Origin of the sequence: Dolichospermum sp. FACHB-1250 (genome assembly GCF_014696335.1) — a bacterium.
Taxonomy (GTDB): domain Bacteria; phylum Cyanobacteriota; class Cyanobacteriia; order Cyanobacteriales; family Nostocaceae; genus Dolichospermum; species Dolichospermum planctonicum.
Window position 1 is genome coordinate 1 of sequence record NZ_JACJPZ010000012.1, and the last position, 15,942, is coordinate 15,942.

At 34.4% G+C, this 15,942-nt stretch carries 13 protein-coding genes; 4 read left to right on the top strand and 9 right to left on the bottom strand.

The annotated features are described in order from the left end of the window. Positions 1-205: 205 nt before the first annotated feature. The 7 genes from H6F39_RS05960 to H6F39_RS05990 form a co-directional block, all read right to left on the bottom strand. Complete coding sequence (locus H6F39_RS05960) at positions 206-844, bottom strand: Uma2 family endonuclease (protein WP_190396385.1); 639 nt, start codon at positions 842-844, stop codon at positions 206-208. 21 nt (positions 845-865) lie between these two features. Continuing rightward, complete coding sequence (locus H6F39_RS05965; RefSeq protein ID WP_190396386.1) at positions 866-4,162, bottom strand: helicase-related protein; 3,297 nt, start codon at positions 4,160-4,162, stop codon at positions 866-868. Positions 4,163-4,381: 219 nt separating this feature from the next. Further along, entirely contained in the window at positions 4,382-6,661 is a 2,280-nt protein-coding gene (locus tag H6F39_RS05970; protein WP_190371916.1) for a dynamin family protein, read from the bottom strand. Positions 6,662-6,673: 12 nt separating this feature from the next. Further along, positions 6,674-7,261, bottom strand: coding sequence for a hypothetical protein (locus tag H6F39_RS05975; protein ID WP_190396387.1), 588 nt, complete (start codon positions 7,259-7,261; stop codon positions 6,674-6,676). Between the two features lie 158 nt (positions 7,262-7,419). Next, positions 7,420-8,277: a hypothetical protein gene (locus tag H6F39_RS05980; protein WP_137907650.1), complete on the bottom strand. Its 858-nt coding sequence runs from the start codon at positions 8,275-8,277 to the stop codon at positions 7,420-7,422. A 44-nt stretch (positions 8,278-8,321) separates the two neighbouring features. Then, entirely contained in the window at positions 8,322-10,742 is a 2,421-nt protein-coding gene (locus H6F39_RS05985; protein ID WP_190396388.1) for a dynamin family protein, read from the bottom strand. Positions 10,743-11,012: 270 nt separating this feature from the next. Next, the gene (locus H6F39_RS05990; RefSeq protein ID WP_028090359.1) at positions 11,013-11,363 is read right to left on the bottom strand and encodes a hypothetical protein; all 351 of its coding nucleotides are present in this window, start codon (positions 11,361-11,363) and stop codon (positions 11,013-11,015) included. A 231-nt stretch (positions 11,364-11,594) separates the two neighbouring features. Here H6F39_RS05990 and H6F39_RS05995 point away from each other — a divergent pair, with 231 nt between their 5' ends. After that, a complete protein-coding gene (locus H6F39_RS05995) occupies positions 11,595-12,491 on the top strand; it encodes a cation diffusion facilitator family transporter (protein WP_190396389.1) in 897 nt (298 codons plus the stop codon). A gap of 49 nt (positions 12,492-12,540) precedes the next feature. Here H6F39_RS05995 and H6F39_RS06000 read toward each other — a convergent pair whose 3' ends face one another. Then, complete coding sequence (locus H6F39_RS06000) at positions 12,541-13,257, bottom strand: pirin family protein (RefSeq protein ID WP_190396390.1); 717 nt, start codon at positions 13,255-13,257, stop codon at positions 12,541-12,543. Positions 13,258-13,406: 149 nt separating this feature from the next. Between H6F39_RS06000 and H6F39_RS06005 the strand changes: the two genes are divergently transcribed. The 3 genes from H6F39_RS06005 to H6F39_RS06015 all read left to right on the top strand — a co-directional run bounded on the left by H6F39_RS06005 (position 13,407) and on the right by H6F39_RS06015 (position 15,410). Then, on the top strand, positions 13,407-13,820 hold the full coding sequence (locus tag H6F39_RS06005; RefSeq protein WP_137907665.1) for a thiol-disulfide oxidoreductase DCC family protein: 414 nt from the start codon (positions 13,407-13,409) through the stop codon (positions 13,818-13,820). Between the two features lie 146 nt (positions 13,821-13,966). Further along, positions 13,967-14,305: a type II toxin-antitoxin system RelE/ParE family toxin gene (locus H6F39_RS06010; protein WP_137907646.1), complete on the top strand. Its 339-nt coding sequence runs from the start codon at positions 13,967-13,969 to the stop codon at positions 14,303-14,305. Next, a complete protein-coding gene (locus tag H6F39_RS06015) occupies positions 14,295-15,410 on the top strand; it encodes a helix-turn-helix domain-containing protein (protein ID WP_137907645.1) in 1,116 nt (371 codons plus the stop codon). The genes H6F39_RS06010 and H6F39_RS06015 overlap by 11 nt, the downstream gene beginning before the upstream one ends. 29 nt (positions 15,411-15,439) lie before the next feature. Here H6F39_RS06015 and H6F39_RS06020 read toward each other — a convergent pair whose 3' ends face one another. Further along, positions 15,440-15,868, bottom strand: a complete 429-nt coding sequence (locus H6F39_RS06020; protein ID WP_137907644.1) for a hypothetical protein — start codon at positions 15,866-15,868, stop codon at positions 15,440-15,442. Positions 15,869-15,942 lie beyond the last annotated feature (74 nt).

The following is a 15,942-nucleotide window of genomic DNA, read 5'->3' on the forward strand; positions in this document are numbered from 1 at the left end:
TCAGGGGTTGATAATAATTGCACGTTAGCAAATGTTTGTCCTAGAAATTGTTTCCATTTAGCTTGGTTGTAGGGTTGGTTAAATAGGTTTTGGATTTGTTGTTTTTTCATAATTTTGGTATAGGTTAATTACATTCATTTCTTAGTCCACGTAGGTAAACTTTGTTTGTGTAGCACCGAATTATATTCGCAGGTTTAATTCTTTCTTATTGCTGTTTTATCCACTGTCGAAACTTCCTTAAAGTAGGACTTCTCCCAAAAATACGACTTTCTTGAACGAATTGAGGAATTATTGGCAAAATTGGTAAATTAGGAAAATTAGGACTAACTTCTGATTCTATATATTTACCATTTTGTAGAATATTAATGTATAATTTATCATCTTCATATCGCCATACTTCGGGAACTGCTAAAGCTAAATAAGCATCTAATTGTGTTTTGGAAGTAACATCAATTTCTATGACTAAATCAGGAGGAGGATCAATAGTTAAATCTATTTTTTGTTTACCAATCATCTGTAGATGATTTTGAATATAAAATGAATCATCTGGTTCTATACCACTATTCATATCTTGACGTTTAAAAGTAGTTGAACCAAAACATTCACAATCAATTTCTAACTCCTCTAGGATAATTTTCACTAAATCTCCAATAATAACTTTCGCTACTTCATGCTTAGGTAACGGCATTTTAATTTCTAAATTCCCCTGATAATAAGCTAATCTACTAGCACGATTTTCTCCTAATTCTGTTAATATTTCTTCAAATTCCGGCCAAGAAATTTTGTGTAATATAATTCTATGTCCTGGTGGTACTGTTAATTGTCTTAGTTGTATTGTCACCATATTAGAAAAGGGGTAAGATGATTATATAAAAGATTCAGAAATAATTAATACTGGTTTCTCAACTTTTCTTTTTTCTCCTTTTAGGAAATTGGCTGAATCTAGACTATATTTTTCAGCGATTTTATCAAGTTCCAAAATAGCTACATCTAATTTTAACTTTTTCTTTTGTAATTTGTCAACATCCGCAGGTAAATTAGTGTATTTTCCTATATCAATTAACATGATAATTTTCTTAATATTTTCCCTTTGTTTTTCCATAATTTTAGGATGTTTAATAATTTGAGACAGGAACTTTTTAGCATTTTGGGCTACACCTCCGAACGCTTCTGGATCTATTTGTGATTGTACTAAGTTATATTCTATCCTTTCAAAATGCTTGATAGCGTTATTTATGTGATCATGATGGTTAGCGATTAATTCTTCAGGTTTTTCATTTTCATCAGCTTCAAATATTTTAAATGCTTCTAAGGGTGTAATCTCTCTGGGTTGGTTATGACTATCTATCCAATAAAACTCAAATTTTTTATCTGTCTTTAAAAAAGCAATTGTACCATTTTGTAAAGCAGGTTTTTTAATTGCAGTGGAATTTCTACCTACTCTCGATTTTAACGGCATTTTTTGGATTTTCTCAAACCAAGTTTGATGTTTTTTTCTAAAGTTTCTTAAAAAGTACAAAAATCTTAATCTTTCGTCTTGTTCTTCCTGATAATTCCCGCTAAAAAGTTTAACTTCATCTAAAATTTCCTCAGTAGAGAATACTTGATTATCTTCTCCAAATGCAGTATGAAAAGCCTGAATTTTCATCAAAGCAGTTTTGTTTAACTGAATTTGTGAATCTCCCTGTGCTGAGGGATAAAAAACATAGTTATAAATTGCATTGGCCTTTGTCCCAATGCGATTAACTCGGCCAATTCTTTGCATTAACTTAGTTGAGTTCCAAGGTGTATCATAGTGAATAATCACATTAGCACGATGTAAATTTACACCTTCTGCTAAAACCTCTGTAGTCATGATAATACTATAATCATTTACCTGTTTATCCACCGCACAATTAGCATCAAAATTACTAACAATAGTATCATAAAGCTGTTTTCTATTTTCACTAGAAACTACCAAGACATCTTTGCGAAATTTAGCCTTTAAAGCCTGGGACAAATAATCAACAGTATCCTTTGATTCAGAGAATATCACCAATTTACCTTCTAAATTCATCTTTTTATCAAAAAACAGATTATTTAATTTAGTAATAAATACATCTAATTTCGGATCATTTTCAATTGCGTTCCAATCTTCCACTAATTCGCTTAAAATTTCAGCATCTTTCCTTAAACTTTCAATAAAATCAGGTTTAAAATCCGTACTTTTAAAAGTTTGATTTTTAGGATTTTCTTCGCTTAGTCTCTCAATTTCTTTTTCGATTTCTTCCTCACTCCAACCCTTATCTAACAACTTATTAATATTAGTATCAGGAGCTATAAATATTTTATCATTAGCAAACATAGTAATCATTCTCTTAGTTGCTTGTTGAAAATTAGTTAATGATTTTTTAAAAGCATAAAAACTACTTTCCAATCTTTTCACTAATTGGGTTTTCATGATAAATGCTAAAGATTTAGAAACCGTTTCCGCATTTTCATAATACTTACTTTGAATTTCTGGATTTAACCCCGCAATAGCTTGATAACGACTATATGTAAGTTTATATGTCAGTTGTTCCTTACCAGTCAGATAAATCACAGTTTTATGAAATAACTCATTTAATTTTTCATCCATAAGATATTCCACTTTTTGAGGTGGTTTTACTTGAGGAAATATAATTCCTTGCGCTGCTAAATCTAATTTATATTCAATAATATTTTCTAAATCTGTTCTAGTTCTTCTAATAGTAATAGGTTCAATTACCTTACTCCTAATTTCTCCATAAATTGCTCTGAGCTTATTCACATCTAATTCTTCAAATCGTTTCAAACTTTTATACTGTTCCATTAAAGGATTAAAAAAAGCAGTTAAATTTGTAATTGGTAGGGTTGACTGTCTAGCGTCTTGAAACATTTGAATTTGATAATAAATGTCATCTGGACGATTATTTAAAGGTGTCGCAGATATTAAAATTACTTTTTTTTGATTACCGGGAATTAAACCCTGATTTATTCTGGGACTTTTACAAATTAATTGCAAGTTTTGAAAAGCACCAGTTTTATGATGACGAAATTTATGGGCTTCGTCAACTATCACTAAATCATATTCTTCCTTGTTCCAATAATCTTCATGTTGTGTTAATATCTTATCAAGACTACCATTAGTGATAAACTTGGTATATTTGTCAATATTAAAATCTTTGAAAGTGTTTTTCCAATTCTTTTCTACTGCTGGAGGATAAACAACTAATATTTTTGTATTGTTTCTGCCATTTTCCATTAAAAACTTTTTAGCTACCATAACTGCGATTACCGTTTTACCTAATCCCACCACGTCAGCTAAAATAAAGCCATTGTGCTTGATCAACATATTAAAACCTTCATTTACAGCATCAACTTGATAAGAAAGTTTTTTAAAATTTTCCGGTAAATCACCCATAGAATCAGCATCATAACTAATATGATCACCAACATATTCACTAAAATATTCACTCAGTAATTTTATATATAATTCAAAGGGAGTGGTTTCTGCATTCAAATAAGTTTCTTTAGTAATATCTTTAATATCAACTGGTAATATATCAACAGATTCAACCCAAAGTTTCTCAAATTCCGTAGTCGCAAATTGCACATCCTCATATTCCGTTAATTGCACATTAAACTCATAATTATAAAAATTTCCCCCACCCAAACCTGCATCTGTGAGATTAGAAGAACCAGTTATGACCGTAGCTGGTGTATGTTGATTAAATGGTTCAGGACGTAAAATATAAACCTTCGCGTGCATCTTTTTTTCTGGATGTGCTTTGACTTGAATTTTGTTTTGAATTATGTCATCAATAAATTGTAAAATCCCTTCTTCAGTCTCTTGATCATAATTAGCACTTTGAATATCTTTTTGAATTTCCCGAATAAAATCTGCTCTTGTCCTTTCCTCATGTTTAAAAAATTCCAGCCCTGATTTTTGAGCATTAGCCAGCATTTTATCAACATTAATTCCTACTAATATTCTAATCTGGGGAACTTTGTCTAAAAATGGTCTAATCCTAAAATAACCTGATGCTCTAAAATATCCTACCAAAGCATCAAAATATTGAATATGAGGATTATATGTAAACACCCCTGCAAACTTGTTAATTAGGGTATTTTCTTCGCTATTAGTAAAAAATTTTGTTGACATATTAATGTTTTTTGGATATTCTTTCCCCCATTCTCCATAATATTACTTTTTAAAGCTAAGTAGGTGAACGGAAAAAAACCGACATCAGTAACGAAAAGTAAAGTTGCTCAAAACCGTTCGGCTGACGCTCACGGCGAAGCCCCTTCCCAGTTAAGAGTTCCCAGTTAAGAGTTCCCAGTTAAGAGTTCCTTTGTCATAACGACAATTTTTAGCGCCCACCTACTTACTTTTTAAAGCAATAGATAATTGTCGTAATCTTTCACTAACTTCTAAATTAGATGCTTGTGATTTTAAATGATTTAAATTATTTGGTATCTCCGCTAATAAAAGCGGATTTCCTTGTAACCATTCATTCAAAGCTACCCCCGTCCAAGTACCTTCCTTTTCTCGAAAACTATCAACTAAACCCTTGAGTTCTTGAATACAATAGGATTCAAAACTAGCAGCGTTAAAAATTGCAAACTTTAAATATTCCTCAAAAGCATTAAGATCATTTTCCACTTCAAAAATTACCGCTTGTTGTGGTATTTCATTATTAATAGCTGCTGTTGCTATTCCTGTTACTGTTCCCGTTATTCCCAATACTTGTTGACGAACTTCTAAGTTAAAAAGTAAATCTGCACCATATTTGACATATCTTTTTAAAAGACTATAAGCAGGTTCTTTACCACTATAATAATTGTCAACAATTTCAATATCTACCCCCAGACCTTTAATGATTTTATTGCGAGTGTCACTATTAACAGGACCTCTAATTAATGCTTCTGCGACAGGCCGCGCAAACCGCAAAAATAAAACACTGAGACTATTTTCCAATTTAGCTAAAAAATAATCTTCTGAATTTTCAATTAACCTAGCTTTTACTTGATCACTTCCCCATAATAAACTTGTCATATATGTAACCAAGTTTAAGGATTCATGTTGTAATTCTAAAGCCAATTGTCTAGCAATATTAGATAAAAGTCTACTTATATCATTATACAAATCCTCTCTCCAAGCAAAGTTAGCTTTCATTCTATCAAATTCAGGATTAGAATTAGCCAAAAAGATAGTATCTTTCTTTTTAAATGTTTCCCCTCGGAGTTTCTGCATTTCCTGATCAACGATTTCCAGATATCCTTCTCGAAACTTCTCTATTTGAGTTAAGGAATTAGCAGTTAAATCTTCTACAGCTTTATTGACAACATAGGTATCATAATATTTTTGTAAATCAGCTTTAATGATTAACCATTTTTGATTCCACCATTCTGCAAATAAAACCCGTTGATTGTTTTCTGCAAATAGCTTGGCCTGTTCAGGATTTTCTGGATGATTTTTACTAACTAAACGATAAATTTCTTCAGATGTGCTAATAATTGTATTTAAAGAAGCTTCACACCGTTTCCTTAAAATAGCGACTCTTTCGGTATTAATATAATCAAAGATTTTCTCCTTAATTATCGGCATACCAGTAGCATCTGTTTTGAGAATTTCCACATCATCAATACCTGTTAATCTCTGCAAATGAGATTGAATAACATGAGTATCTCCTATTTCTAATTTAGTTTGTTCTCCAGCGATATTATTTAATAGCAAATATGCACCAGCAGAACCAGAAACTATTCTATGATTTGGTAAATTTGCCCGTTTTAACCAATCTTGAGCAGCTTCTTGAATGTGGGTTTTCATTGCTTCTGCACTACCTAATGAATCAATGCGACTTAAAAATACAAATAATTTATCAGCAACGGTGACGTTTTTATCTCCCTGTTCTGTAAACTTAATGATTTCTAATTCCTTTTCTCGCAGACTGGTAAAACGCTGTACTAATATCACAGCATCACAATCTGATAACATTTCTTGAGCTTCGTCAACGTGCTTTGCTAAACCAGAATCTAAACCAGGAACATCATAAAATACAATCCCTTCCGCTTGTGCAAGTTTGTTTGTATAAAGTCTCGCTTCTAACACAGCATGAGCATATTTTTCATCTGCTACATATTTTTTTAAAGGTTCTCGAATATCCTCTAATCTCGTAAATGGAAATGTTAGATTTCCTTCTTGTCTCACTTCTTGTAAAGTGATTTCATTGGTGCGAATAGTATTAATATCTTCTTGGGCTTGAGCTTTTTCTAATTCTTTGAGTAAGTTAATAAATTCAGCTTCGGTTTTTGCTTGTACTTCTAGTCTTTGTTCTGATTCATGTTCAACCGAATAAATTTGTGTGGTAGTAAATGTACATCTTCCTCCCTTCGCTGGAAGTAAGTCACATTCTAACCAAGCATTCACAAAAGTGCTTTTCCCGGCTTTTTCTAACCCGACTACTGCAATGCGAAATTCCCGTTTTTTGAGTCTTTCCAGTTGACGACGTGCGGGTTGTGCTTCTTGTAATAGGATTTGTTTTAATTTAGGGGGAACTTCTGCTTGAGGTAAGTTGGCTAAATTAACCGCGTGTCTTTGGATGTTTAAAGCGTCGGTTAAACGGGTTTCATAGTAGGAAGATGCTGTTTTCCAATCCATTGTAGATACTCCTTAAATAATGCGGTTAAAATTTTCTAAACCAGATACAGATAGATATTTCAGACAAGCTATTTTTCTCACCACACCTTGTCCATTAGCAGGAAGATTTCTCTTTAAAATGTATGGAACTTTTTTTCCCATGATTCCTGGTGCATCAGCAATATTAATTCTGATGTAAACTTCTCTTTGTTCACTTACATTCGTCATATTTTCCTCAGTTAATTCTAGCTGATTTTGTATCATATCTGCTTCTGCTGGTTCTATACAGAGAAAATATGCAGAATTATCTATTAATTTTTCTAAATCAGAGATATCAATAGGATAATTTTCTCTTATATTTCCTCCCAATACCGAGGCTGGTACAACCAAACACAAGGATACAGGTGATACAGTTTGAGGATTTTTTTGTGGTGGTGAAAATTTACCTGATGGTATAGTTTTAGAACTTTGTGGTTGCTGAAGATATATAAGATAAGCAGCAAATCCTACAATTAAACATCCTGCAACAATCATCAGTAATGGGAGATCATTATTTTCCATATATTTACTCAAATCCGGTAAGTTGTTAAGGGGTTGTTTTTGATCATTTGACGTACTCACAAAAAGACTCAAGAGGTTATCTCTTAATAATGCTTTACTAACAATACCAAATGATGAGCAAATTTTTGTCGCCGATTCTTGTAGAACTATTGAATATATCACTTAACCTAAGACTCCTTTTTTTCATTTTTTATGTCGGGATAACGGGATAAATTTCTTCAAAAAATGCGGTTAAATTCGTCTAAACCAGATACAGATAAATATTTAAGACAAGCTATTTTTCTCACCACACCTATTCCATTAGCAGGAAGATATCTCTTTAAAATATATGGAAATTTTTTTCCGATGATTTCTTCTGCATCAGCAATGTTAATTCTGATGTAAACTTCTCTTTGTTCACTTACATTCGTAATATTTTCCTCAGTTAATTCTAGCTGATTTTGTATAGTATCTGCTTGTGCTGGTTCTATACAGAGAAAATATGCAGAATTATCTATTAATTTTCCTATCTCAGAGATATTAATGGGATAATTTTCTTTGATATTTCCGCCTAATACCGAAGCCGGTACGACCAAACACAAGGATTGAGGATTTTTTTGTGGTGGTGAAGAGTTACCTAATGGTATATTTGATGGTATATTTGATGGTATATTTTTAGGGCTTTGTTGTGCTTTTCTGAGAAATGAAAGACAAGCAGAAGCTCCTACAATTAAACATCCGATCACAACAATTTGAAATAGCTTGAGATCATTATTTTCATATTTATTCAAATCCAGTAAGTTGTTAAAGACTTCTTGGAACTGTGCTGTGATCTGTTGTTTTTTACCATTTGGCGTACTCACAAAAATATCAATGATGTCAGATAATATAGATAAGTCCTCTTCTACCGATGCTTTATCACTAATATTTGATAATGAGAGAATTTCTTGGGCATTTTCTGGAACTATTAAATGTATTACTGTAAAGAGAATTCCTTTTTTATGACCGTTTATGTGGGGATAAACTTTTTCAAAAACTTGTTCATAAAGGGTCTTTAAGTTTTGACCTGGGGAGGATACTAGTTTTTTGTTGCTCATATCATTGTATTTTTGGATGGATAGATCTTATTTTACTTACAAGATTAGTTCTTGAATTTCCAGGAAGTTTCTAAACCAGAAAATTCTGCTGATAGATTTTGAGCTTTTGCTTGCATAGGTAGCCAAACATCTTTTTGTTTTTCATAATCTAAGGTAATTTCTTGGTTAGCTCTATCCAGTTTTTCTTGATAACGATCAAGAATATCATTCTGAATATTATTTACATTTTTTTTTAGAACGTCAATTTGTTCTAACAACCAACGCGCAATTTGATTTACTATTTTAATTTGTTCACCTTGTGATTGGATAATCCAACCTGCTAGTAAGTCTTCCACACTAGGTACTTGAGCATTATCACTAGAACGGGTTTCATATTGGGTTTCATAAAAAGTATGTTCCCAAAGCCATAATGTGTACCAATCTCTTCGCTTTTTTTCAATCTTTATTGCTTCTAGCCATGTTCCTTGTGTAATCGCAAATCCTGCTGTAAACTGAAAATTGAATGTTAGTTGATGATCAACTTGATTGAGTTGATAATCAGAAAACTTGATAGATATATCAGGTGCAATTGTATTTAATCCATCTTCAGTATAAGACAAATGGTGACGAAATAGTTGAGATACAGCTTCATAAATCCTATTTAATTCTTGGGTAGAAATTTGCTTTAATACATCCTCTATGACAATATTGAGGTGGATAGCTAATTCATTCAGTTCTTCATTGATTTTTTGAAGTTGATTTTTCTCTTCCTCTGTCTTTGCTTCCATTGTTTTACCTTCTTTAGCAACGGCAGCAGTATAACCCAAGTTGACTAAATGATTTAAGTTTCTGGATAGTAAATTTACATCTGAAATATTTGCCTTTTTCAAATTTGGATTGTTTAAGTCTATCTTACCAGTTTCTAAAGACTTGGCTACCGCTTCTAATACTTCCTGAAGTCCTTTTCTTAACGCATCACGCCATCCAAACAGGGGAGATAATTTTTCTCCCAATTCTTTATATGGTGCTACATTTTGCAATTCCGCAATTGCCTTTTTGATATGATTTACAGCATCATCTTTTAATTCCTCTTTTAATTCCTCTGCTAGAACTTGCTTAACTTTTGTATCTAATTTTTCAAAAGGTTTTCTTAAATTTGTATCGCTAATTTGTAAGAAACGCTCAATTGATGATCTAATCTGTGATATCTTTTCACATTCTTCTTGATACCGTTCCTCCGAACTATTAAGCACAGCATTTGTTGTCTGTGTTGCCCATTCCGCGATCGCATTTCCAGCAGCTATATTAAAACGTTCTATAATTTGGGGAATTACTAACTGGGGAAAATGTTTATTAATATGTTCCCTGAGATTTTCCTGAAATTCCTCACCATAGGATTTCTCCCATAATGCTTCAGCAACTCTATTTTTATCGTGTCTATTCCATTTTTGTGTATTACGTGGCAAATCTTCTAAAATATCTTCAATTAAGCCATTAAAATGATTATCGGCTTTTTTACAAGCTTCAGCACTGTAAAAATCATCTTGGTTTTGAATTTGCAAAGCTAACAAAGCAGGCCATGTACTCAGTTTAACTACTTTTAAATTTTCAATATCTTCGGTATATTCCTTTAATTGCTCAGTTAATTCATTTTTAATATCACGAATAGCTTTTTCTACAAACCGATTTTCTGATTCTGGCCAGCTTCTATCGGCTCGAAAAACATCAATCCTATTCAGTGCAAAAAGCATCCGCGCTGGAGAACCACCTAAATCTTTTACCTGCTGTACTACCTCTTGCAATAAACTTTTTACCTTCTGAGAATCTGTCTCAGCACTATTATAAGTAACTATACACAAAGCCTCTCGACATTGTTTAATCACATTAGCATTACCCTGATCACCCACATAAGCTAAACCAGGTAAATCAAGTATTCTTACTCTTGTTGCTTTTGGTAATTGTAATTGAGATTCTTTTAACAGTCGAAAAGGATAAGTAATTGTAGATTGGGGACAGGCTAAATTAGGTTGGGTTTCTCTATTTTCGATATAACCTATCATTGCTTGATAAAGACGTTGATAAATTTTATCGTCACTAATGCCTCTCCATTCTCCACATTCCCATAACGCCCCTGGTGTTTCATGAATGATCAGAGATTTTTCTTGACTATACTCAATGGTCACTGCACCAGCGCTCATTTCACTAACTGCAACCGGGACAATTTCCGCACCACATAGCAAATTAACCAGAGTGCTTTTACCACTGCTGGTAGTTCCCGTTGTGGCCAGGGTGAGAGTAGGATTTTGTAGTTCGTAGACTAATTGATTTAATGCTGTTTCTAATTTATCGGTAAGTTCTTGTATTTCCGGTTGATAACTCTCCGGTAGGTGCTGGGATATTTCCGTATGAAAGTTATCCCAATATTGAGCTAGTAGTTTGGCTTTAGACTCGATTTCTGCAAATACTTTATATACTGAGTTGCTCATATTGCCAAATCCATACTTGGTAACTTTGGGTGTTGTCTGGTTGAAAATCCTATTACATAGTATATACATAGAATGTTTCATAAAGCAAGTCCAAGCAAAAAATAGCTTAGTAACAATAGCTCCACCGGAATTTGGTGACAAGTTTAGTCAGGGGTGCTAACTTATCTGGTGATCTCATTCCCATACTCTGTATGAGAGTGAGATATACGCACATTTAATTTTCACCAGATGTTTATTGGCAAAAATTCCCCTTCTTCCCTACTACCTAATTTAAAACTGCTCTAAATACTGATTAAGATCCTCAATAACGCGGGTAAGTTCCGCCTCTGTTGTCAACCGAATACCTAAATTGCGAATTGTTAACAAAACTTTAGCCGCAAAGGGAGTAGGCCAGATATTAGGATTACAAAATATCTCCACAAATACATCCCCAGTATAACGATACTCCAGGGAGGGTTGGGGGCTAACTTTACCTGTACCTGGGGTGGTTTTAGCAGCAACAGCTTTGAGGCTTTTCATTAATTCATTGATTTCTGCTTTTAATTCTTGCGCTGCTTGGGGTGAAAAACTGAAGGAAACAGAACCTTCTACTAGATTTAGTGTTAAAGGTACAAAAGACATAAGCTACTTATTAAAAATAATTCGTAATTATCCATATTACCTCAAGATGCTCCCAGATACCCAACTTCTCAAAGAAGTTGAGAATCTTTTTGTGTAATAAAGATATTAATTCTTAATTAGCAAATTTTGACCTATTTCCTGTATATTTATTCCTAGAAATAAATACCTATTGTTGTACAGTAAGAGAATAAATTCTCTATTCTTTTTTCCACAAATCACAATTATAAATATATGACTTACGATAACCGCACTGAAGTTAGGAAAGTTTTAATTATCACTCTCCTGCTGAATGTATTCGTCATGGGTTTAAAAGTCGTTGTAGGTTATTGGACAGGTTCTTTAAGTTTACTAGCGGATGCTTTACATAGTGTGACAGATAGTGCTAATAATGTCTTAGGATTAGTTGCTATTAAGTTTTCTTCACCATTACCAGACCGAGAGCATCCTTATGGACACAATAAATTTGAAGCAGTGGGGGCTTTAGGTATCGCTGCATTTTTAGGTATAGCCTGTTTTGAAATTGTCCAAGGTGCAGTAGAAAGAATTATCAAAGGTGGTGAACCTGTGAGAGTATCACCTATAGAACTGTGGTTATTACTGATTGTGTTAGGAGTAAATATTTTTGTCGCCTTTTATGAGCGCAATGTCGGGAGAAGAGTCGGTAGTTCCATTTTAGTCGCTGATGCTACCCATACCATGAGTGATGTGTGGGTGACAATCTCCGTTATCGGTGGTTTAATTGGGGTTTGGTTGGGTTATCAGTTGTTAGATGTCCTACTGGCGTTCCCAGTGGCTTTACTGGTATTTTGGAGTGGTTGGTCAGTTTTAAAAGAAAATTTACCTTGGCTAGTAGACCAAATGGCGATCGCTCCAGAAATAATTCATACAATTGCAGTTTCCGTACCTGGTGTCATTAACTGTCATGATATCGCCTCCCGTGGTGTCATCGGTCGTCAAGTATTTATAGAAATGCACTTAATTGTAGATGTACGCGATGTAGAGACTGCTCATATTATCACCGAAGAAGTAGAAAGACAACTAGAAGAACGTTTCAGTCCAGTCAGGATTTTAATTCATGTTGAACCACCCGCATATCAGTCTGAGCGCATAACCTTTGAATCTGAATAAACACTGTTTTCGGTTTAACTTTTGACTTTCGCCGATACTAGTCTGTATTTTAACCTAAATCAAACAGTAATATTTCCCCATTTGAATTACTGCTAATTGTTAATTTTTCTTCTCCTGTAATTTCTACACCATCTCCTGCTTTTAATTTATGATTATTAAAAACTACTTCACCTTTAGCTATTTGTAACCAAGCATAACGATGATTTTGAACGTGATAATTTACCACCTCACCTGGTGCTAAAATTCCCGCATATAAGGATAGGTCTTGGTGAATAATTACAGCCCCATCTCGTCCATCTTCAGCCGCAATTAACCGCAGTTTTCCCCGCTTTTCTTCTATAGAAAAAGCTTTTTGTGCATATCTAGGTTTTAGTCCTTGCTGATTTGGTAAAATCCAGATTTGCAGTAAATGTAATTCTTCTGTTTGAGAAGGATTAAATTCACTGTGCATAATTCCCGTTCCCGCACTCATAACCTGTGCTTCACCAGGAAGAATTACCGCACCTGTGCCTAAACTATCCTTATGTTCAACAGCACCGGATAAAACATAAGTAAGAATTTCCATATCCTTATGTCCATGAGTGGGAAATCCTGCACCAGCAGCAATGCGATCATCATTAATTACTCGCAAAGAACGGAATCCCATCCGCTTGGGATCATAAAAACTGCTAAAAGAAAATGTATGATAACTATTGAGCCAGTCAATATGATAATGTCCACGGGCATCGCCATCATGAATTACATAATTAATGGTATTTTGAGTCATGATTCCACCTTACTATTAATAGTTAGTTGTTTGTACCAGATAATAAATATTTTTCATCTGTTTATATAGTAAAGTAGTTACAGGTAAATTCCCAAATACACACTAAAAAGTAAGATACTTACCAAAAATATACTATGGCTAATAATTTTATGAACTACTACGTGATCTATGATGGCAACTGTAATCTTTGTGTAACTTTAGTCCAATTGTTGGAAACTTTAGACCAAGGGAAACTGTTTCGCTACGTTTCTATGCAAGATGAAGAGACATTATGCCAATGGGGAATTACTTCAATAGATTGTCAACAGGGGATGATTTTAATTGATAGTAATGCCACAGAGAAACGTTGGCAAGGTAGTAATGCTGCTGAGGAAATTGGACGACTATTGCCTTTGGGTAGTATATTTGTGGATGCGTATCGGGCGTTACCGGGGATGAAATGGGCAGGGGATAGGTTTTATGAACAAATTCGGGATCATCGTTATACATTGTTTGGGAAGCGTTCTCAAACCTATCAATCAGTATACTGTCTAGATGGTAGTTGCAAAGCTGATCATGAGTAATTTTGAGTCAGACTTTAATTTAGTACATGAGTTCTATTATGTAAGAATTTAAACCTCTTTTCTGGGCTATTGCCGTTATTTTTGCATTTAAAGCCTAAAATATATTTAACCTTAAAGGTTAACAATATTTATGAAAAATTGGTATAATGGATATTGTATTCGAGAATAGCAAATTTGAAGAAGAGTGCAATAACCAACGCCTTTTAGTCAAAAATCATGGTGCAGATCGAGCAAAACGCATCCAAAAACGGCTCAATTCCTTACTTTACGCCAACGTACTAGAGGATATGCGAAATGTTCCTGGACGTTGCCACGAATTAGTTCATGATCGAGCAGGTCAATTAGCGCTTGACTTGGATCATCCATACAGACTCATCTTTGAACCTGCAAATCACCCAATTCCCACCAAATTAGATGGTGGTCTCGACTGGAATCAAGTAACTACCGTAAAAATAATCGGCGTGGAGAATTATCATGGAAAGTAAGATCCAAAATCGGTACAATCCAGATTACGTTTCACCTCCGGGGGATACCCTGTTGGAAGTGCTGGAAGATAGGGGTATGACCCAAGCAGAACTGGCTGAACGGACAGGAAGACCAAAAAAAACAATTAATGAAATTATTAAGGGTAAAGCCGCAATTACCCCAGAAACAGCATTGCAACTAGAACGGGTATTCAATATCCCAGCCAGTTTTTGGAACAATCACGAACGACATTACCGGGAATTTTTAGCACAAAAGGAAGAAAAAAAGCGTTTAGCAAAACAAGTACCCTGGCTGAAAGAAATTCCTGTCACAGCTATGATTAAATCTGGCTGGATTCGCCGCTGTGGGGATAAAGTAGAGCAACTGCGGGAAGTGTTAAATTTTTTCGCCGTCGCCTCCCCTGAACAATGGGAGGGTATATGGTTGAATCATCATATAAATTTTCGTCAATCTCAAGCATTTCAAAGCGACCCTAAAGCTGTATCTGCTTGGTTACGTCGGGGAGAAATCGAAGCATCGGCAATTGTTTGCGCTCCTTACAATGCCAATAAGTTTAAAGAGACACTACAAAAAATCCGTACTCTCACATTAGAACCACCAGAAATTTTCCAAGCAAAATTAATACAATTATGCGCAGAAGCTGGTGTAGCTGTGGTTTTTCTGCCAGAACTTCCGAAAATGCGAACTAGTGGTGCAACTCATTGGTTGAATGCTGACAAAGCCCTTATTCAACTCAGTTTGCGGTATAAAACTGATGATCATTTGTGGTTTACATTCTTCCATGAAGCTGGTCATATTTTACTACATGGTAAGCGGGATTTCTTTCTTGAGGGAACAGGTATTATCTCCGTTGAGGATCAAGAAAAAGAGCAGGAAGCTAACAAATTCTCTGCGGATATACTCATTCCTCCTGGAGATTTACAACGATTTCTGGACTCAGTTTCACAAATTAGTAAAACCAATATTATCCAGTTTGCTAATGAGATTGATATTGCACCGGGAATTGTCGTTGGTAGACTTCAACATGATCAAGTTTTACCCTCTAATCACTGTAATGATTTAAAGCAAAGGTGGGAATGGGCGTTAGATCAACAGAAAAACTAAAGAAAAACTAATTATTTTTACTGTTATTTTTACTGACTCGGCCGATTAAACACCTCTAAAATTTGCCGACAAACCTGTTTGAGTTTTTCCCCAACAACAGCCAAAGGTACAGAATCACCGATAAAACTCCAGGTTTCCACCGTAGAAAGTCGCCAAACTTCACCACGATGGTCAAATCCAGCCGCTTCCACACCAATGGCGCGACGGTGATCAGTGATGGGATCTTGATAAAATCGAATTTGAATTAAAATACTGCGACAGCGCCAAGATTTGCTGACACCTGGGAAGTGAAAACCGATGTCAATGGAATCTGGATCTACTAATTCTCTGGTTTCCAGGTCATTATGCCAGGGTTTGAGATCAGATTTGACATCAGGAAATTCGTATTTAAACAAATTGACCACCGTAGCAATTTTGCTGGCAAATTCGACGTTTGTGGCTTGTTCGGCTGCGTTCACTCAATAATCTCCTATATTCGGTTAGCCTGGAGGGAAGATGAAGATAAAGACAGAAAAACCTAAGTTAATTGTAA